We start from the raw sequence: 18,134 nt of genomic DNA on the forward strand, positions 1-18,134 counted from the left end.
TGGCCGGCACCTCCTCCGACCCCGCCTCGCCCAAGGAGCCCGGTAAGTGAGCGTCACCGTCCGCGTCCCCGCCAAGGTCAACGTCCAGCTCGCGGTGGGGGCGGCCCGGCCCGACGGGTTCCACGACCTGGCCAACGTCTTCCTCGCGGTCGGCCTGTACGACGAGGTCACGGCCACGCCGGCCGACGAACTGCGCATCACCTGCACCGGACCGGACGCCGACCAGGTGCCGCTGGACCGGACGAACCTCGCCGCCCGCGCGGCGATCGCGCTCGCCGGACGACGGGGCATCGACCCCGCCGTGCACCTCCACATCGCCAAGGACATCCCGGTCGCCGGCGGTATGGCGGGCGGAAGCGCCGACGGCGCGGGCGCGCTCGTGGCGTGCGACGCGCTGTGGGGCACCGGGGCCTCGCGCGAGGAACTGCTCGACATCTGCGCCGAGTTGGGCAGCGATGTGCCGTTCAGCCTGGTGGGCGGGGCCGCGCTCGGCACCGGGCGGGGGGAGAAGCTGACGGCGCTGGAGGTCGGCGGCAGCTTCCACTGGGTGTTCGCGATGGCGGAACGCGGGCTGTCGACCCCGGCCGTCTTCCGGGAGTTCGACCGGCTGGGGGAGGGCACCGACATCCCCGAACCCGTGGCCTCCCGCGCACTCCTCGACGCGCTCGCCAAGGGCGACCCGGACGCGCTCGCCGCCGCCGTCTCCAACGACCTGCAGCCCGCCGCGCTCTCCCTCTTCCCCGAACTCGCCGACACCCTCGCCGCAGGCCGCACCGCCGGCGCCCTCGCCACCCTGGTCTCCGGCTCGGGCCCGACCACGGCGTTCCTCACCCGCGACCCCGAGTCCGCGGCCAAGGTGGCGGCGGCACTGGAGAGTTCGGGCACGTGCCGGAAGGTACGGGTGACGTCGGGGCCGGCGCCCGGCGCGACGGTACTGGGAGTTGACCAGGTCGGGGCCTCCTGAGCGGCCCCGACCGGGCGACCGCGCCCGCTGTTTGACCTTCACCTTGGGGCAGCCCACAGCATCTGTGGGACCGGGCGACGTGCCCGGTACAAGGAGGAGCGACGGGCATGCGCTTCGAGTTGCACGAGCTCCGTTCCCGGGAGCTCATCCGGCAGGCCGACGAACACCGGCTCGTCCAACAGGTCAGGAAATCCAGGTCGGTTCGTCCCGCATCACGATCCACGCCGTGGCGCGGATCTTCGCCCTATCTCCACAGGGAAGTACGGCGTCTGTGGTGCAGGTGGGTCGGACGGGGTGGATAGGGTCGTTGACACTTCCAGCGCCCGCGTCCACGCGGGCTCCCCGGAGCGAACTCCCCGAAGGGCCACGCACGTGTCCGAACCCCCCACCCCCGCCCACCGCAGGAAGCGTCATCTCTCCCGGCGCGGTGTGATCGGTACCGCCGCCGCCGTGGCCGGTGGTGCCGCGCTCACGCCCGCGGTCTTCGCGGCCACCGAGTCCGGGGAGACCGAGGCCGACTCCGGTACGAAGCCCGAGTCGTTCCCGGCGACGCGGTCCGCCGCCTCGACCGGCACCGGCACGGCGACGACCGCCTTCTCCGCGACCTACGTCGGCGTCCGCTGGAGCGGCGCTCCGGACGGTGCCGGGATCCGCTTCCCGGGCGACGCTAACTGGCAGACCCTGGGCGGCGGTTGCGCGTCCGTCGACGACGGCGGTACGGCCCTGGTCCCGTCCGGCGGCGCCACGGCGTACGCGCTGAAGGCACCGGACGCCACTACGGAGCTGCGCTCGCTCGCGATCGACACCACGGGCGGCCCGGACCGCGCCTTCGACGTGCCGACGGAGGCCACGCGCGTGCGGGGCGTGCAGTACCTGTCGCGTCCCGCGTGGGGCGCCGACGAGTCGAAGCGGTACAAGGACGGCAAGGTCAACTCGCCCGAGGCGTACTACGCGTTGCAGGCGATCACCGTCCACCACACGGACACCCCGAACAACGACCCCGACCCGGCGGCGACCGTCCGCGGGATCTACGAGTACCACGCGGTCACCCTCGACTGGGGCGACATCGGCTACCACTTCCTGATCGACGAGGACGGCACCGTCTACGAGGGCCGCTACTCCGGCGACGACGGCGTCCCCGCCTTCGACCCCGACGGCAAGGTGGTCACCGCCTTCCACACCGCCGGCTTCAACTCCGGCAACCTCGGCATCGCCCTGATCGGCACCCTCGTCGACCAGGCCCCGACCGACGCGGCCAAGGCCTCGCTGACGCGCCTGATCAAGGCCGTCGCCCGCTTCAAGGGCCTCGACCCGCTGGCGAAGATCACGTACACCAACCCGGTCAACGGCGTGAAGAAGGACAACGAGACGGTCAGCGGCCACCGCGACTGGCTCCAGACGGACTGCCCCGGGCAGACGATGTACGACCTCTTGGCCGAGGTCAGGACGGCAGCGGCCTCCTGACCTGCGTGGATCGTCAGCCGCCCGGTGCGCATTAGGCTGGGTGGCTGACCATCCCCCCTGTCAGGAGCGAAATGGCCGTCAACCTGGTCAATGTCGAGAACGTCAGCAAGGTGTACGGCACCCGTGCCCTGCTCGACGGTGTCTCGCTCGGTGTCTCCGAAGGGGACCGGATCGGGGTCGTGGGCCGCAACGGTGACGGCAAGACCACGCTGATCCGGATGCTCGCCAAGCTGGAGGAGGCCGACACCGGACGCGTCACCCACTCCGGCGGGCTGCGGTTCGACGTGCTCACCCAGCACGACTCGCTCGACCCCACGGCCACCGTCCGCCACGAGGTCATCCGGGACATGGCCGACCACGAGTGGGCGGGCAACGCCAAGATCCGTGACGTACTGACCGGACTCTTCGGCGGGCTCGACATGCCGGGCTTCCCGCAGGGCCTGGACACCGTCATCGCGCCCCTCTCCGGCGGCGAGCGGCGCCGTATCGCGCTCGCGAAGCTGCTGATCGAGGACCAGGACCTGATCATCCTGGACGAGCCCACCAACCACCTCGACGTCGAGGGCATCTCCTGGCTCGCCCGCCATCTGCGCGAGCGCCGCTCGGCGCTCGTCTGCGTGACCCACGACCGGTGGTTCTTGGACCAGGTCTGCACGCGCATGTGGGACGTGCAGAAGGGTGACGTCTTCGAGTACGAGGGCGGCTACTCCGACTACGTCTTCGCGCGGGCCGAGCGCGAGCGGATCGCCGCCACCGAGGAGACCAAGCGGCAGAACCTGGTCCGCAAGGAGCTGGCCTGGCTGCGCCGCGGCGCCCCCGCCCGGACCTCCAAGCCGCGCTTCCGCGTCGAGGCCGCCAACGAGCTGATCGCGGACGTGCCGCCGCCCCGGGACAGCAGCGAGCTGATGAAGTTCGCCTCCTCGCGGCTGGGCAGGACGGTGTTCGACCTGGAGGACGTGACCGTCCAGGCCGGCCCCAAGGTGCTGCTGAAGCACGTGACGTGGCACCTGGGCCCCGGCGACCGGATCGGCCTGGTCGGCGTCAACGGCGCCGGAAAGACCTCCCTGCTGCGGGCCATGGCCGAGGCCGCCCGCAGTGACGGCGACACCCAGCCCGCGGCCGGCAAGGTCGTCGTGGGCAAGACGGTCAAGCTGGCCTACCTCTCCCAGGAAGTGGCCGAACTCAAGCCCACCCTGCGGGTGTTGGAGGCCGTCCAGCAGGTCCGTGAGCGCGTCGACCTCGGCAAGGGGCGCGAGATGACCGCCGGGCAGCTGTGCGAGACGTTCGGCTTCAACAAGGAGAAGCAGTGGACGCCGGTGGGGGACCTGTCGGGTGGTGAGCGGCGCCGGCTCCAGCTGCTGCGGCTGCTCATGGACGAGCCCAACGTCCTCTTCCTCGACGAGCCGACGAACGACCTCGACATCGAGACGCTGACCCAGTTGGAGGATCTTCTCGACGGCTGGCCCGGCTCGATGATCGTCATCTCCCACGACCGGTTCTTCGTCGAACGCACCACCGACCGGGTCTTCGCGCTCCTCGGTGACGCCACCCTGCGGATGCTGCCGCGCGGCATCGACGAGTACCTGGAGCGGCGCAAGCGGATGGAGGAGGCGGTCGCCGCCGCGGCGCCGGTGACGGTCAAGCCCGTCGCCGAGAAGAGCGCCGCCGACCAGCGGGCCGCGAAGAAGGAACTCCAGAAGATCGAGCGGCAGTTGGACAAGGTCTCCGAGCGGGAGACCAAGCTGCACGCGCAGATCGCCGAGCACGCCACCGACTTCGCGAAAGTGGCCGAACTGGACGCCGAACTCCGCGATCTCGCCGGGCAGCGCGAGGAACTGGAGCTGCGCTGGCTGGATCTCGCCGAGGACGCGTGAAGGGTGAGTGAAGGCGCGTAACAGCGGCATCACGGGCCGGTTCTCCCTTGGGAACAGGGGTTGAACCGGCCCGATGCTTTGTCGGTGGCGAGTGATAGAAAGAGCCGTCTGAGAACTTTCTGAGGACGACTCCGGGCCCGACACAGTCCGGGGTGGCTAAAAATCAGTGAACGAGGGGGAGACGCGCTGATGACTCAGCCGCCGGACCAGCCGCAGCAGCCACCGCAGCCGCCGCAAGGGGCGTTCGGCGCGCCGCCACCCCAGATGCAGCCGCCTCAGACGCCCCCGCCCCCGCAGGGCCCGCCCCAGACCCCGCCGCCTCCGCAGGGCCCGCCGTCCGCCGCGCCCCAGCCCGGTTACGGCTACCCGCAGGCACCCCAACAGCCCGGCCCCTACGGCCAGCCGGGCCCGTACGCGCAGCCCGGCCAGTACGCCCAACAGCCGGGCCCCTACGGTCAGCCCGGTCCCTACGGCCAGCCGCAGCAGCCGGGTCCCTACGGAGCCCAGCCGGGGTACGGCTATCCGCCGCAGCCGCAGTACCCGGGCGGTCCCGGCATGCCGCCGCCGCCCGCCGGTGGCTCCCGCAACCCCTTCAAGGGCAAGCCGGGGCTCGCCGTCGGGGCGGCCGTCGTCGCGCTCGCCCTCGTCGGTGGCGTGGTCTTCGCCGTCACCAGTGGCGGTGACGACAACAAGGACAAGAAGCCGGTCGCCCAGAAGAGCGACGACGCGAAGCCGTCCGCGTCCACCCCGGTCAACCCCGGTGACGGCAGCGGTGACGGCGGGGCCGACCCCGAGGACCTCAACTCTGGCCGCAAGTCGGGCGAGTCGAAGGTCCTCTGGTACAAGGAGGCGCCGAACGCGCCCGGTTCCGGCGCCGACGCACCCGGCCTGTGGATCACAGACAAGACGGTGGTGAAGGCGGCGTACAAGCAGGTCTTCGCCTACAACGTCGGTGACGGCAACCCCACGTGGGACGCGCTCACGTTCCCGCAGAAGATCTGCGCGGTCACCCCGCAGAAGACGGCCGACGACAAGGTCGTGGTGGCCTACGAGAGCGGCACCAGCGACCGGGCCGAGTGCAACAAGCTCCAGCAGATCGACCTGAACACCGGCGCCAAGGGCTGGAGCGGCACGCTCGCCGACGGCGCCCTGTTCGACAGCACCATCACCATCAGCATGTCCATCACCGGCAAGACGCTGATGGTGGGCCGTTCGCAGTCCGGGGTGGCCTTCGACGTCGGCACCGGCAAGAAGCTGTTCGACAAGACGAAGTACGGCAACGCCTGCTTCCCGACCGCCTTCGCGGGCGGCGGCCGGCTGCTCTCCGTCGCGTCCTGCGACGCCACGGGGAACAACGAGCACGACGAGATGCAGGAGTTGGACCCGAAGACCGGCAAGGTCAGGTGGACCCAGAAGTTCGACAAGGGCTGGCGGGTCGCGCGGACGTACTCCGTGGACCCGGTCGTGGTCTACAGCACCAACGAGGACAAGAAGGCCTGGAACATCTCCACCTTCAACTCCAACGGCACCTTCCGCTCCCAGGTCAGCTTCGACGAGGACTTCGCGCCCTCGTGCGGCTGGGCGATCCTCCAGCGCGACCTTCAGGGCTGCCAGGGCGTGGCCGTCGACTCGACCACGCTCTACCTGCCGACCGAGGCCTCCGGCGGGCCGAACGACGTCGTCGCGATCAACCTGGCGACCGGCAAGGAGAAGTGGCGCGTCAAGTCCCCGGCGGACGAGTCGATGCTGCCGCTGCGCACCGAGGGCGGCAAGCTCCTCGCGTACGTGGAGCCGTCGTACGCCACCGGCGGCCAGGTCGTGTCGATCCCCACCGGCGGCTCGTCGCACAAGCCGGTCAAGCTGCTGCAGAACCCGGCGAGCACGGCCGGCATCGAGAGCGGCTTCTACTCCAAGATCTTCGACTGGGTCGACGGGCGTTTCTACCTCGCGACCACACGGCTGTCCGGGAACGACGACGCGAAGGAGAAGTTGATGCTCGCCTACGGCAAGTGACGCCTCCTTCCGTTCGCCCGCCACCCGCCGCCGTCCCCGTCCCCGAGGTACTCACGCCATGACCCAGCCGCCGCCCCCGCCGCCCAACGAGCCCCCGCAGCAGCCCGGTTTCGGCCCGCCGCAGGACCAGCCGCAGCAGCCGCCCCAGCAGCCGCCGGGCTACGGCTACCCGCAGGCCCCGCCGCCCCAGGCCCCGCCGGCCGCGCCCCCGCAGCAGCCCGGCTTCGGCGCCCCGCAGGCACCCCAGCCGCCGCAGCAGCCGGGGTACGGCTACCCGGGCCAGCAGCCCAACCCGTACGCCCAGCAGCCCAGTCCGTACGGCCAGACACCCAACCCCTACGGCCAGCAGCCCGGTTACGGCTATCCGCAGCCGACCACCGTGCCGCTGCACCCGCAGCCGGGGCAGCCGGGCGGCGGCCGGAAGGTCAACGCGCAGGTGGCGATCATCGTGTCGGCGGTCGTGGCGATCGCGCTGATCGTCGGCGGCGGGATCTGGTACTCCTCGTCCGGCAAGAACGACGACAAGAACGACAAGCAGGACAAGCAGGCGAGTTCGGCCGGCCCCACCGGCGGCAAGGACGACAAGGGCGACACCGGCGGCACGTCCACCGGCGGCGAGGAGAAGGTGCCCGCGAACACCGCCTCCCAGGTCCTCTTCCAGGTCCCCGAGCCCGAGGTCGCCAAGGGCGTCAACAGCGTGGCCGTGAACGGCTCGTGGCTGACCGACAAGGCGTACGTCAAGAGCGGCGTCGCCGAGATCGACGGCTACGACCCCGACAAGGGCACCAAGCTCTGGACCATCAAGCTGCCCGGCCCGGTCTGCCAGTCCAGCAAGCACGCCACCGACAGCGGGCTGACGGCGATCGTCTACGAGCCCGCCATGCCGACCAAGGCCGAGCCCGCGCACGGCTGCAGCCAGGTCGCGGCCCTTGACCTCGGCGCCGGCAAGAAGCTGTGGACCAAGACGGTCAAGACCGGTGACACCGCGATCAACTTCGACAACGTCACCGTCAGCGCGAACACGGTCGCGGTCGGCGGCACCAGCGGCGGCGGCGCGTTCGACCTCACCACCGGCAAGTCCCTGTGGGCGCCCAAGCCGACCGACACCTGCTACGACGCCGGGTACGCCGGCGGCGAGAAGCTGGTCGCGGTCCGCAAGTGCGGCGCGTACGGCCAGCGGCAGCTGCACATCCAGACCATCGACCCGAAGTCCGGGAAGGTGATCTCGGAGTACAAGATGTCCGACGGCATCGAGTACGCGGCCGTCGTGTCCACGAACCCGCTGGTGGTGGCCGCCGACGTCGGCGACACCGCGGGCGACGGCAGCGGCATCTCGGACTTCTTCTCCATCGACAACAAGACCGGCAAGCTGCGCACCCGCATCTCGGCGCCGGGCGACCAGTACGCGGCCAAGTGCGACGGCATCTCGCGGATCGAGAACTGCTCCGGTCTCGCGGTCGGCAACGACCGGCTGTACGTGCCGACCGAGGAGCACGACAGCGGCGGCGAGCACGGCCAGAGCAACGAGGTCGTTGTCTTCGACCTCGCCACCGGCAAGCAGACCGGCCAGCGCGGCGACGCGGGCGACGGCTACACCATCACCCCGCTGCGCATGGACGGCGCCAACCTCATCGCGTACAAGCGCCCGCCCTACGACAAGGGCGGTCAGATCGTCAGCCTCGACGGCGGCACCTTCAAGGAGACCAAGCTGCTGGAGAATCCGGCGACCGACTCGGTGCGCGACGCCGAGTCGCGGATGCTGCCGGAGTACTCCGAGATCATCTACCGGCAGGGTCACCTCTACATGTCCGCGGTCTACGCCGACTCCTCGTCCACCGCGGGCGACAAGGAGTATCTGGCGCTCGCCTTCGGCACCAGCGGCTGAACCCGCGGCTGATCCACGTCCGTTCCGTGACGGCCCCGCCCCTGCTCAGGGGCGGGGCCGTGCGCGTACCGCTCATCACCCTCGAATGAGTGGAAAGCCAGAAAATCCGTCGATCCAGGGCACTTCTCACCAGTAGGGGGAGCGCAACGTCGAACAAGCGTGTAGCTTCCGGGGTCATGGAGGGCGGGGGAGCCGGAGGGGGGCTTCCGTGCGTCCATGGGGATCCATTGGGGGGACTGGGGGGTTGCTCGATGGGAGTGCGGCTGATGGTGGTCGACGACCACCGATTGCTCGCCGAGGCGTTGGCCTCGGCGCTCAAGCTGCGGGGACACCGAGTGCTGGCCGCGGCGGCACCCGCCGCCGGTGCGGCGGAGCTGGTGATCAGCCGGGCGCCGGAGGTGTGCCTGCTGGGGACGGCCACACCGGCCGAGCCGGGCATGTTCGACCCGGTGGTGCGGATCAAACGGGAGCGCCCGCAGGTGGCGGTCCTGGTCCTGGGCCCGGTACCGAGCCCACGCGGCATCGCCGCGGCCTTCGCGGCGGGCGCCTCCGGCTATGTACGCCACGACGAACGCATCGAGGGCGTGGAGCGGGCCATCATGAAGGCGCGGGCGGGTGAGGCGGCGGTCGCGCCACAGCTCCTCCAAGGCGCCTTCAGCGAACTCCTCAACCCGGCGGCCCAGCCGGACGACGAGGGCCAGCGCCTGCTCCAGATGCTCACCCCGAGGGAGGTCGAGGTCCTGGTCCGGGTGGCCGACGGCGAGGACACCCGCCTGATCGCCGCCGGCATGGGCATCGCCCCCTCCACAGCCCGCACCCACGTGCAACGGGTCCTGATGAAGCTGGGCGTCGGTTCGAGGCTGGAAGCGGCGGCATTGGCGGCGAGGACGGGACTTCTGGACAGGGCGGGCCCACTCAACAACTCGGCCAGCCCGGACGCCTAAGGGGCGCGGGGAACTGCGCGACCAGCCACGAACTCCCCGCGCCCGGCAACCGATCTAAGCCCCCTCATCCTCCTCCGCGATCTCCACAGGAGGCACCGGCCGAAGCTTGACCCAACCCAGGAAGAAGATGCCGAGCAGCAGCATCGCGATCCCGGTCCACAGATTGATGTTGATCCCCTCGGACTTGTCCAGCGACGAGTCCGACGGATTGATCCCGGCGATCGTGACGATCACGCCGTAGACGACGAACAGCCCGCCGATGATCAACCGCAGATCGAACAGCCGGGAGGCAGTCGTCGACTTGCCCTCCAGCTCACTGACCTCGCGCTGGACGTCGTGCCCTGAGGCTCCGTGGCGTCCTGAGTGTTCAGACATGATCTCTCAATCCTCCCGCGACTAGAACGAGAACGGGATGTAGCAGAGGGCCGCCAGGATCACGGCACCCCAACCGAGCAGTGCGGGCCGGCGATACCACGCGTCGTCACCCTCCGCGGGAGCCTCCGTCATGCCCGGCGAGGTCGTGCCGTAGACCAGCCCCTGGAGCTCTTCGGCCGGCTTGGGCTGCGTGAACAGGGACACGATGAACATGACCACCGCACCGGCCACGAAGCCGGCGATCGCGGAGACGAAGTTGGCGCCCTGGTCGGAGGGGATGGAGATGATCCCCTGCTTGTAGATCCAGAAGTAGTTCACCATCGCGGTCACCGTGCCCGCGAGCAGCCCCCAGAAGCCGGACTTCGGGGTGGCCCGCTTCCAGAACATGCCGACGATGAAGACGACGAACATCGGCACGTTGAAGAAGGAGAACAGGGTCTGGAGGTAGCTCATGATGTTGGAGAAGGACGACGCCAGGAACGCCGTGCCGACCGAGGCCGCCACACCGATCACCGTGATCAGCCGACCGAAGCGGACGTAGTACGCGTCCTCGCGGTCCGTGACGACGTACTTGCCCCAGATGTCGGTGGTGAACACCGTGTTGAAGGACGACACGTTGGCCGCCATACCGGCCATGAACGCGGCGAGCAGACCGGTGACCGCGATGCCGAGGACGCCGTTGGGCAGCAACTGCTCCATCAGGTACGGGATCGCGTCGTTGTACTGGAGGTCCGAGCCGCTGGTGCCGATCTTCGGGACGAGCGCCGCGGCCACCAGGCCCGGGATCATCACCAGGAACACGATGAAGACCTTCGGGTACGCGGCGATCAGCGGGGTGCGCCGGGCCGCGGACAGGTTCTTCGCGGACAGCGCGCGCTGCACCTCGGCGAAGTTGGTCGTCCAGTAGCCGAAGGACAGCACGAAGCCCAGACCCAGCACGATGGTCAGCCAGTTCGCGCCGAGCGGGTTGGCGCTGCCGATGCCGGTGCCGCCCCACGCGGTGGTGAAGTTGTGGCCGTGGCTCGCGTCGAGCTTGTCGGTCAGGCCGCCCCAGCCGCCGACCTTCTTCAGGCCGAGCACGACGAGCGGGATGAGCGCGGCCAGGATCACGAAGAACTGCAGCACCTCGTTGTAGATCGCGGACGAGAGACCGCCGAGGGTGATGTACGCCAGCACGAAGAAGCCGGCGACGAGGATCGCCACCCACTGCGGCCAGCCCAGCAGCGCCTCGACCACGATCGCGAGGGCGTACAGGTTCACACCGGCGATCAGGATGGCCGCGAAGGCGAACAGGATCGAACTCAGCAGGTGTGCGGCCTTGTCGAAGCGCAGCAGCAGCATCTCGGGGACCGAGCGGACCTTGCTGCCGTAGTAGAAGGGCATCATCACCAGGCCGAGGAAGACCATGGCCGGGATGGCGCCGATCCAGTACCAGTGCACGGTGTACGCGCCGTACTGCGCGCTGTTGGCCGCCATGCCGAGGATCTCGGTGGCGGCGAGGTTCGCCGAGATGAATGCGAGACCGGTGATCCATGCGGGCAGCGATCGACCGGAGAGGAAGAAGTCGAGGCTCGTCTTGACCGAACGCCGGGCGGCGAAGCCGATGCCGAGCACCACGACGAAGTAGATGCCGAGGATCAGATAGTCGAGCCAGTTGGTGGGGAGTCGCAGCTCGGCCGCCAGTTGCACGGTCGATGTGGGGGACTCGGGGGCATATGTGGGGTTCTGCACCCAGTAATTCAACACGTTCGTTGTCTCACCTTGATTGATTGTGATGTTGACTGAGGTGGTGAGTTGTGTTTTGGTGTGTTCGGTTCTGTTTGGTGGTTGGCTGGCTCGAACAACGGGAGTCCGCAGTGAAGAAGACCTCGACCCGGCTGGCCGACGGTCGCGAGTTGATTTATTACGATCTGCGCGATGACACCGTGCGGGACGCCGTGGACCGTCGCCCGCTGGAGCCGACGGTCACGTCCTCCGAGATCCGCCGCGATCCGCTGCTCGGCGACTCGATCGCCGTCGCCTCGCACCGCCAGGGCCGCACGTATCACCCGCCGGCCGACGAGTGCCCGTTGTGTCCCTCGCGGGACGGCCGGCTGAGCGAGATCCCCGACTCCTCGTACGACGTCGTGGTCTTCGAGAACCGTTTCCCCTCGCTGGCCGGCGACTCCGGGCGCTGCGAGGTGGTGTGCTTCACCTCCGACCACAACGCCTCCTTCGCCGACCTGAGCGTGGAGCAGGCGGCGCTGGTGCTGGACGCGTGGACGGACCGCACGTCGGAGTTGTCGCATCTCCCCTCCGTGGAGCAGGTGTTCTGTTTCGAGAACCGCGGCGAGGAGATCGGCGTGACGCTCGGTCACCCGCACGGCCAGATCTACGCCTACCCCTTCATCACCCCCCGCACCGCGCTGATGCTGCGTCAACTCGCGCAGCACAAAAAGGCGAGCGGCGGGGAGAACCTCTTCGACACCGTCCTGAAGCGTGAACTCTCCGGCGAGCGGGTCGTCCTGGAGAGTGAACACTGGGCCGCCTTCGTGCCGTACGCCGCGCACTGGCCCTACGAGGTCCACCTGTATCCCAAGCGCCGGGTGCCCGATCTGCTCGGTCTGGACGAGGAGGCGCGCACAGAGTTCCCCCAGGTCTATCTGGAACTCTTGGGGCGCTTCGACCGGATCTTCGGCGAAGGTGAACCGCCCACGCCCTACATCTCGGGCTGGCACCAGGCGCCGTTCGGCGCGCTCGCGGAGTTCGACGGCGTCAGCCGGGACGACTTCGCGCTGCACCTGGAGCTTTTCACCATCCGCCGCACCTCCGGCAAGCTGAAGTTCCTCGCGGGCTCCGAGTCCGGCATGAGCGTGTTCATCAACGACGTGCCGCCGGAGCGCGCGGCCCAGCGTCTGCGAGAGGTAGCGAGTTCATGAGCAAGTACTTGGTCACCGGTGGCGCGGGGTACGTCGGCAGCGTGGTCGCCCGGCATCTGCTGGAGGCGGGCCACGAGGTCACCGTCCTCGACAACCTGTCCACCGGTTTCCGCGAGGGCGTCCCGGCCGGGGCGACCTTCGTCGAGGGCGACATCCGTGACGCCGCCAAGTGGCTCGACTCCTCCTACGAGGGCGTGCTGCACTTCGCCGCCTTCTCCCAGGTCGGCGAGTCGGTCGTGAAGCCCGAGAAGTACTGGGAGAACAACGTCGGCGGCTCCATGGCGCTGCTCGGCGCGATGCGCGAGGCCGGCGTGCGCAAGCTGGTCTTCTCCTCCACCGCGGCCACCTACGGCGAGCCGACCGAGGTCCCGATCGTCGAGACGGCACCCACCGCCCCGACCAACCCCTACGGCGCCTCCAAGCTCGCCGTCGACCACATGATCACCGGCGAGGCGGCAGCCCACGGCCTGGGCGCGGTCTCACTGCGGTACTTCAACGTGGCGGGCGCGTACGGCGCGCAGGGCGAGCGGCACGACCCCGAGTCGCACCTCATCCCGCTGGTCCTCCAGGTCGCCCAGGGCCGGCGCGAGGCCATCTCGGTCTTCGGCGACGACTACCCGACGCCCGACGGCACCTGCGTGCGCGACTACATCCACGTCGCCGACCTGGCCGAGGCGCACCTGCTCGCGCTGACCGCCGCCACCCCCGGCGAGCACCTCATCTGCAACCTGGGCAACGGCGAGGGCTTCTCGGTCCGCCAGGTCATCGAGACCGTCCGCCAGGTCACCGGGCACCCGATCCCCGAGGTGGTGGCCCCGCGCCGGGGCGGCGACCCGGCGTCGCTGGTGGCCTCGGCGCAGACCGCCCGCGAGAAGCTGGGCTGGCAGCCGTCCCGCGCGGACCTCGCGGGTATCGTCGCGGACGCCTGGGAGTTCGCGCAGCAGATCGCAAGGGAGCAGTAGTGGGGGCAGAGCAGGTCCGTGAGGACTTCGTCGGGCTGTACGGGACCGAGCCGGAGGGTGTCTGGGCGGCGCCGGGCCGGGTCAACCTGATCGGCGAGCACACCGACTACAACGACGGTTTCGTGATGCCGTTCGCGCTGCCGCACACCGCGGTGGCCGCCGTCTCGCGCCGTACGGACGGGGTGCTGCGCCTGCACTCCGCGGACGTCGAGAGCGGGGTCGTCGAGCTGTCCCTGGACGCCCTGGTGCCCGAGAACGACCGCGACTGGACGGCGTACCCCTCGGGTGTCGTCTGGGCGCTGCGCGAGGCCGGGCACCCGGTCACCGGCGCGGACGTCCATCTGGCCTCGACGGTTCCGGCGGGCGCGGGCCTGTCGTCGTCGGCGGCCCTGGAGGTCGTCGTCGCCCTCGCGCTCAACGACCTGTACGAACTGGGTCTCAAGGGCTGGCAGTTGGCCCGGCTGTGCCAGCGCGCGGAGAACGTCTACGTCGGTGCGCCGGTCGGCATCATGGACCAGACCGCGTCCGCGTGCTGCGAGGAGGGTCACGCCCTGTTCCTCGACACCCGGGACCTCTCGCAGAAGCAGATCCCCTTCGACCTCGCGGCCGAGGGCATGCGCCTGCTGGTCGTCGACACCCGGGTCAAGCACTCGCACAGCGAGGGCGAGTACGGCAAGCGGCGCGCGGGCTGCGAGAAGGGCGCGGCGCTGCTCGGCGTGGACGCCCTGCGGGACATTCCGTACGACGAGCTCGACGCGGCCCTGGCCCGGCTCGGTGACGACGAGGAAGTGGTCCGGCTGGTCCGGCACGTCGTCACGGAGGACGAGCGGGTGGAGCGGGTGGTCGCGCTCCTGGAGGCGGGGGACACCCGCGCGATCGGGCCGGTGCTGGTCGCCGGTCACGCCTCGCTGCGCGACGACTTCCAGGTCTCCTGCCCGGAGCTGGACCTCGTCGTCGACACCGCCGTCGCCACCGGCGCGCTCGGCGCCCGGATGACCGGCGGCGGCTTCGGCGGCTCGGCGATCGTCCTCGCGGAGACCGCCGACGTGGACACCATCACCAAGGCCGTCGAAGAGGCCTTCGCCACGGCCGGGTTCCTCGCGCCGCGGGTGTTCGAGGCGGTGCCCTCGCCGGGCGCGCGCCGGCTCAGCTGAGCCGCTTGGTCAAGGTGTACTCGGTGATCCCCGGCGGATAGTCGGGGATCACGCACACCACCTCGTAGCCGTGCCTCTTGTAGAACTCCGGCGCCTGGAAGTCCCACGTCTCCAGCCGGGCCGACCCGCAGCCCCGCTCCTCGCGCGCGACGCGCTCCGCCGTTTCCAGGAGCCGGGAGCCGAGCCCCGCGCCGCGGTGGCGGTCGTCGACCCACAGGTACGCCACGTGCAGCCAGCTCGTCCAGGTGTGACCGACCAGGCCGCCGGCGAGGCCGTCCGCCTCGTCCAATGCCCAGACATGGAGCGGAAGTTCACGTTCCGCGGGGGTTCCGCGCAGTGCGCGCAGCACCGGTGAGGCGGCCGTGTTGGTGTCCCGGAGCCGGGAACGGAGAAGATCGCGTCGGGCCCTGTCGATTTCTGTCTCAAGACGAAACATGCGGCTCACCATAAACGCGCTGGCCAACCAGTTCTGCAAATTACCTTCCGCTCCCGCCCCCCAGCCGTACCCTGATGAACGGCACCGGTGGGGGCCGGTGCTGATCAGGGGGCGAGACAAGTCGGGTACGGCACCCGAAGTGGGGGTAGCAGTTCACGCATGGCGGCGGCCGTGCACAGCCATCGCGCTTCGGGCGTCGTACCTGCGCCCGTGTCGTCTCCCGACGATGGGGTATCCCCTGCTCTTCGAGAGCTTGGGGAAGGGGGTTTCGTGGTTCGCATCCGTGTCCTGGTCGTCGACGACCATCGCATCTTCGCCGAGTCGCTCGCCGCGGCACTGGCCGCAGAGCCCGATGTCGACGTCTCCGCCGCCGGCAGCGGTCCCGCGGCGCTGCGCAGTCTGGAGCGCGCCGCCGCCGAGGGGCGCCGCTACGACGTGCTGCTCGTCGACTCGGACCTGGGGGGCAACGTGCCGGGCGTCCGGCCCGCCGTGCCGCTCCAGGAAGCCGGTGAGGACGGGCTGGTCGACGGGATATCGCTCGTCGCCGGCGTCCGCACCGCCCAGCCGGGCGTCCGGATCGTCGTCCTGGCCGAGAAGGACGATCCCCGGCGGGCCGCACTGGCCCTCCAGGCCGGGGCGTCGGGATGGGTGGCGAAGGACTGCTCGCTGTCCCGCCTCCTCACGGTCATCCGGGGGGTGCTGCGCGACGAGACGCATCTGCCGCCGGCCCTGCTCACGGGTGTCCTGCGGGAACTCACGGCGGCGCGCAAGCACCGCACCGAGAGCGAGCGGCTGGTGGAGTCCCTCACGCCGAGGGAGCGCGAAGTGCTGCGCTGCATGGTCGCCGGCCTGGGCCGCAAGGCCGTCGCCGAGCGCCTGTTCCTCTCCCCGCACACCGTCCGCACCCACATGCAGAACGTCCTGGGCAAACTCGGCGTCCACTCCACCCTCGCCGCGGTCGCGCTCGCGCGCCGGGCAGGAGTGGGCCCGGTCGACCTGGAACCGACGGCACGCATCGGGGCGGAGGAGACCCACACGGCGTAGGCCTCCGGCGGACGGTCGGGTACACCTCGGCCGGGCCGAACGAGGCGAGGCCCGGTGGCGGACGGGATCGGCGGGTGGTGGAAGCGCACGTGCCGGGACCTGCGGGGCGGTCGGATCTCGCCGGCCAACCCTGGGCGCGTCAGGGTCTGTCCGGCGGACGAGGCCCGCGTGGGACCCGTGCGTCCCGGCCGGCCACGGCCAAGTGGTGCGTGGCGGGGCCGCAGGGCCGGTGTCGGGTGACCGACGGAGTGTTCAGCCTGGGATGTTGTCGAAGGGTGCCGTCAGTTGGCGTAGCAGGCCCGCCAGTTCGCCGCGCTGGGCTCGGGAGAGCTCGGCGAGGATCGCGCGTTCCTGGGCGAGCAGGCCGGCCAGGGCCTGGTCCGCGCGGTCCTGGCCCTCCTCGGTCAGCCGGACCAGCACCCCGCGCCGGTCACTCGGGTCGGGCAGCCGCTCCACCAGGCCCTTCTTGGCCAGCCGGTCGATGCGGTTGGTCATCGTGCCCGAGGTGACCAGAGTCTGCGTCAACAACTGGCCCGGGGAGAGCTGATACGGCGTTCCCGCGCGCCTGAGCGCGGTCAGCACGTCGAACTCCCAGGGCTCCAGGCTGTGTTCGGCGAAGGCCAGCCGGCGCGCCCGATCCAGGTGCCGCGCCAGCCTGCTCACCCGGCTGAGTACTTCCAGCGGCTCCACGTCGAGGTCCGGACGCTCCCGGCGCCACGCTGCGACCAGCCGATCGACCTCGTCCTCCATGACGATCAGTGTAGTGGTTGTGTCGACGTGAAGTCTCTTGAAGTGGAGCATCTTGAAGTCAAGTCTCTTGACATCAAGATATATCGGAGGGAAGGTGGACCTCATGACCACTCCCACCTGGGATCCCGCCCAGTACCTGCGCCACGCCGACCACCGCGCCCGCCCCTTCACCGACCTTCTCGCCCGCGTCCCGGACCCGCCGTCCTCCGCACCCCGCGTCGCCGACCTCGGCTGCGGCCCCGGCAACATGACCGCCCTGCTCGCCGAGCGCTGGCCCGCCGCGCACATCGTCGGCTACGACAACTCGCCCGAGATGCTCGACAAGGCCCTCGTGGAGTACGAGGGCCAGACACCCGGCGGCGGCCGCCTGGACTTCTCCTACGCCGACGTCCGCACCTGGGCGCCCGAGGGCACGTACGACCTGATCGTCAGCAACGCCACCTTCCAGTGGGTCCCCGGACACGTCGACCGCTTCGCCGACTGGATCGCCGCCCTCGCCCCCGGCGGCACCTTCGCCTTCCAGGTCCCCGGCAACTTCTCCGCCCCCAGCCACCAGTTGATGCGCGACCTGGCCCACTCCGCCCCCTTCCGCGACCGCCTCGCCGAGACCCTCCGCCACGACGACGCCGTGCTCGCCCCGGAGACCTACCTGGAGCGGCTGACCGCGCTCGGCGCCTCGGCCGACGTCTGGGAGACGACGTACGTCCATCTCCTGACCGGTGAGGACCCGGTCCTCGACTGGGTGAAGGGGACCGGGCTGCGGCCGGTGCTCACCGCTCTCGCCGACGACCCGGCCGCCCGGGACGAGTTCCTCGCCGCCTACCGGGCCGCCCTGCGCGAGGCGTATCCGGCGACCGCGCACGGCACCCCGTTCCCCTTCCGCCGTATCTTCGCGGTCGCCCGCAAGGCGGACTGACCGTGCTCGCGGCCGTCGACCACGTCCAGCTCGCCGCCCCGCCCGGCTCCGAGCAGTTGCTGCGCGGCTTCTACGCCGACGTCCTCGGCATGACCGAGGTGCCCAAGCCGGCGGTGCTCGCCGCGCGGGGCGGATGCTGGTTCGAGGCCGGGGCGGTGCGGCTGCACCTGGGGATCGAGGCCGACTTCAGGCCCGCCAGGAAGGCGCACCCGGGGCTGCGGGTCACCGGCATCGAGGCGTACGCGGCCCGGCTGGTGGCGTATGGAGCGACCGTGACCTGGGACGACGACCTCCCGGGGCACCTGCGCTTCTACGCGGACGACCCGGTCGGCAACCGGCTGGAGTTCCTTGAACCGCGGGATCGAGGTTTGCCGAAGGGCTCGGCGGACACCCGGAGTGCGACACCGGAATCCGACCGATCTTTGGAGTGATGAA

The 18,134-nt window shown here is 70.3% G+C and carries 16 protein-coding genes; 12 read left to right on the forward strand and 4 right to left on the reverse strand.

Annotation, left to right across the window (positions count from 1 at the left end):
* The first annotated feature begins 46 nt into the window (after window positions 1-46).
* From ACIP6U_RS14760 to ACIP6U_RS14785, 6 genes are all read left to right on the forward strand, one after another.
* The gene (locus tag ACIP6U_RS14760) at window positions 47-964 is read left to right on the forward strand and encodes a 4-(cytidine 5'-diphospho)-2-C-methyl-D-erythritol kinase (RefSeq protein ID WP_401716596.1); all 918 of its coding nucleotides are present in this window, start codon (window positions 47-49) and stop codon (window positions 962-964) included.
* Window positions 965-1,336: 372 nt separating this feature from the next.
* Window positions 1,337-2,428: a peptidoglycan recognition family protein gene (locus tag ACIP6U_RS14765; protein ID WP_401716598.1), complete on the forward strand. Its 1,092-nt coding sequence runs from the start codon at window positions 1,337-1,339 to the stop codon at window positions 2,426-2,428.
* A gap of 71 nt (window positions 2,429-2,499) precedes the next feature.
* A complete protein-coding gene (locus ACIP6U_RS14770) occupies window positions 2,500-4,302 on the forward strand; it encodes an ABC-F family ATP-binding cassette domain-containing protein (RefSeq protein ID WP_401716601.1) in 1,803 nt (600 codons plus the stop codon).
* Window positions 4,303-4,491: 189 nt separating this feature from the next.
* Window positions 4,492-6,315 carry a PQQ-binding-like beta-propeller repeat protein gene (locus tag ACIP6U_RS14775; protein WP_401716604.1) on the forward strand — a complete coding sequence of 608 codons (1,824 nt, stop codon included), beginning with the start codon at window positions 4,492-4,494 and terminating at the stop codon, window positions 6,313-6,315.
* Between the two features lie 58 nt (window positions 6,316-6,373).
* Window positions 6,374-8,200, forward strand: a complete 1,827-nt coding sequence (locus ACIP6U_RS14780) for a PQQ-binding-like beta-propeller repeat protein (protein WP_401716606.1) — start codon at window positions 6,374-6,376, stop codon at window positions 8,198-8,200.
* 251 nt (window positions 8,201-8,451) lie between these two features.
* Window positions 8,452-9,144 carry a LuxR C-terminal-related transcriptional regulator gene (locus ACIP6U_RS14785; protein ID WP_401716608.1) on the forward strand — a complete coding sequence of 231 codons (693 nt, stop codon included), beginning with the start codon at window positions 8,452-8,454 and terminating at the stop codon, window positions 9,142-9,144.
* 54 nt (window positions 9,145-9,198) lie between these two features.
* On the opposite strand, the gene ACIP6U_RS14790 is transcribed toward ACIP6U_RS14785, so the two are convergent.
* Both ACIP6U_RS14790 and ACIP6U_RS14795 read right to left on the reverse strand, forming a co-directional pair.
* A complete protein-coding gene (locus ACIP6U_RS14790) occupies window positions 9,199-9,519 on the reverse strand; it encodes a hypothetical protein (protein WP_401716610.1) in 321 nt (106 codons plus the stop codon).
* 21 nt (window positions 9,520-9,540) lie between these two features.
* Window positions 9,541-11,250, reverse strand: a complete 1,710-nt coding sequence (locus ACIP6U_RS14795) for a sodium:solute symporter family protein (RefSeq protein WP_401716613.1) — start codon at window positions 11,248-11,250, stop codon at window positions 9,541-9,543.
* A 125-nt stretch (window positions 11,251-11,375) separates the two neighbouring features.
* Between ACIP6U_RS14795 and galT the strand changes: the two genes are divergently transcribed.
* The 3 genes from galT to galK are packed head-to-tail and all read left to right on the forward strand — an operon-like array spanning window position 11,376 to window position 14,553.
* A complete protein-coding gene (gene galT, locus ACIP6U_RS14800) occupies window positions 11,376-12,437 on the forward strand; it encodes a galactose-1-phosphate uridylyltransferase (RefSeq protein ID WP_401716615.1) in 1,062 nt (353 codons plus the stop codon).
* On the forward strand, window positions 12,434-13,399 hold the full coding sequence (galE, locus tag ACIP6U_RS14805; protein ID WP_401716618.1) for a UDP-glucose 4-epimerase GalE: 966 nt from the start codon (window positions 12,434-12,436) through the stop codon (window positions 13,397-13,399). Before galT ends, galE begins: the two co-directional genes overlap by 4 nt.
* A complete protein-coding gene (gene galK, locus ACIP6U_RS14810; RefSeq protein ID WP_401716621.1) occupies window positions 13,399-14,553 on the forward strand; it encodes a galactokinase in 1,155 nt (384 codons plus the stop codon). The genes galE and galK overlap by 1 nt, the downstream gene beginning before the upstream one ends.
* Here galK and ACIP6U_RS14815 read toward each other — a convergent pair.
* Window positions 14,546-15,001 carry a GNAT family N-acetyltransferase gene (locus tag ACIP6U_RS14815; RefSeq protein ID WP_401717005.1) on the reverse strand — a complete coding sequence of 152 codons (456 nt, stop codon included), beginning with the start codon at window positions 14,999-15,001 and terminating at the stop codon, window positions 14,546-14,548. The two genes, galK and ACIP6U_RS14815, sit on opposite strands and share 8 nt — an antisense overlap.
* Before the next feature lie 258 nt (window positions 15,002-15,259).
* On the opposite strand from ACIP6U_RS14815, the gene ACIP6U_RS14820 reads away from it, so the two are divergent.
* Window positions 15,260-16,033 carry a LuxR C-terminal-related transcriptional regulator gene (locus tag ACIP6U_RS14820; RefSeq protein WP_401716623.1) on the forward strand — a complete coding sequence of 258 codons (774 nt, stop codon included), beginning with the start codon at window positions 15,260-15,262 and terminating at the stop codon, window positions 16,031-16,033.
* A 252-nt stretch (window positions 16,034-16,285) separates the two neighbouring features.
* Here the strand turns inward: ACIP6U_RS14820 and tamR are convergent, their stop codons facing one another.
* Window positions 16,286-16,783: a MarR family transcriptional regulator TamR gene (gene tamR / locus ACIP6U_RS14825; protein ID WP_401716626.1), complete on the reverse strand. Its 498-nt coding sequence runs from the start codon at window positions 16,781-16,783 to the stop codon at window positions 16,286-16,288.
* A 103-nt stretch (window positions 16,784-16,886) separates the two neighbouring features.
* Between tamR and ACIP6U_RS14830 the strand changes: the two genes are divergently transcribed.
* The gene (locus ACIP6U_RS14830; RefSeq protein ID WP_401716629.1) at window positions 16,887-17,699 is read left to right on the forward strand and encodes a trans-aconitate 2-methyltransferase; all 813 of its coding nucleotides are present in this window, start codon (window positions 16,887-16,889) and stop codon (window positions 17,697-17,699) included.
* A gap of 2 nt (window positions 17,700-17,701) precedes the next feature.
* Window positions 17,702-18,130 (forward strand): VOC family protein, encoded by a 429-nt coding sequence (locus tag ACIP6U_RS14835; protein ID WP_401716631.1) that lies wholly within the window; start codon window positions 17,702-17,704, stop codon window positions 18,128-18,130.
* Window positions 18,131-18,134: the final 4 nt, after the last annotated feature.

This window comes from Streptomyces sp. NPDC088794, assembly GCF_044750545.1.
Taxonomy (GTDB): domain Bacteria; phylum Actinomycetota; class Actinomycetes; order Streptomycetales; family Streptomycetaceae; genus Streptomyces.

Excerpts from the sequence above, each read along its gene's own strand:
- ACIP6U_RS14780 (WP_401716606.1), top strand. The coding sequence starts at position 6,374 with ATGACCCAGCCGCCGCCCCCGCCGCCCAACGAGCCCCCGCAGCAGCCC.
- ACIP6U_RS14775 (WP_401716604.1), top strand. The coding sequence starts at position 4,492 with ATGACTCAGCCGCCGGACCAGCCGCAGCAGCCACCGCAGCCGCCGCAA.
- ACIP6U_RS14770 (WP_401716601.1), top strand. The coding sequence starts at position 2,500 with ATGGCCGTCAACCTGGTCAATGTCGAGAACGTCAGCAAGGTGTACGGC.
- galE (WP_401716618.1), top strand. The coding sequence starts at position 12,434 with ATGAGCAAGTACTTGGTCACCGGTGGCGCGGGGTACGTCGGCAGCGTG.
- ACIP6U_RS14785 (WP_401716608.1), top strand. The coding sequence starts at position 8,452 with ATGGGAGTGCGGCTGATGGTGGTCGACGACCACCGATTGCTCGCCGAG.
- ACIP6U_RS14830 (WP_401716629.1), top strand. The coding sequence starts at position 16,887 with ATGACCACTCCCACCTGGGATCCCGCCCAGTACCTGCGCCACGCCGAC.
- ACIP6U_RS14815 (WP_401717005.1), bottom strand. The coding sequence starts at position 15,001 with ATGGTGAGCCGCATGTTTCGTCTTGAGACAGAAATCGACAGGGCCCGA.
- ACIP6U_RS14790 (WP_401716610.1), bottom strand. The coding sequence starts at position 9,519 with ATGTCTGAACACTCAGGACGCCACGGAGCCTCAGGGCACGACGTCCAG.
- tamR (WP_401716626.1), bottom strand. The coding sequence starts at position 16,783 with ATGGAGGACGAGGTCGATCGGCTGGTCGCAGCGTGGCGCCGGGAGCGT.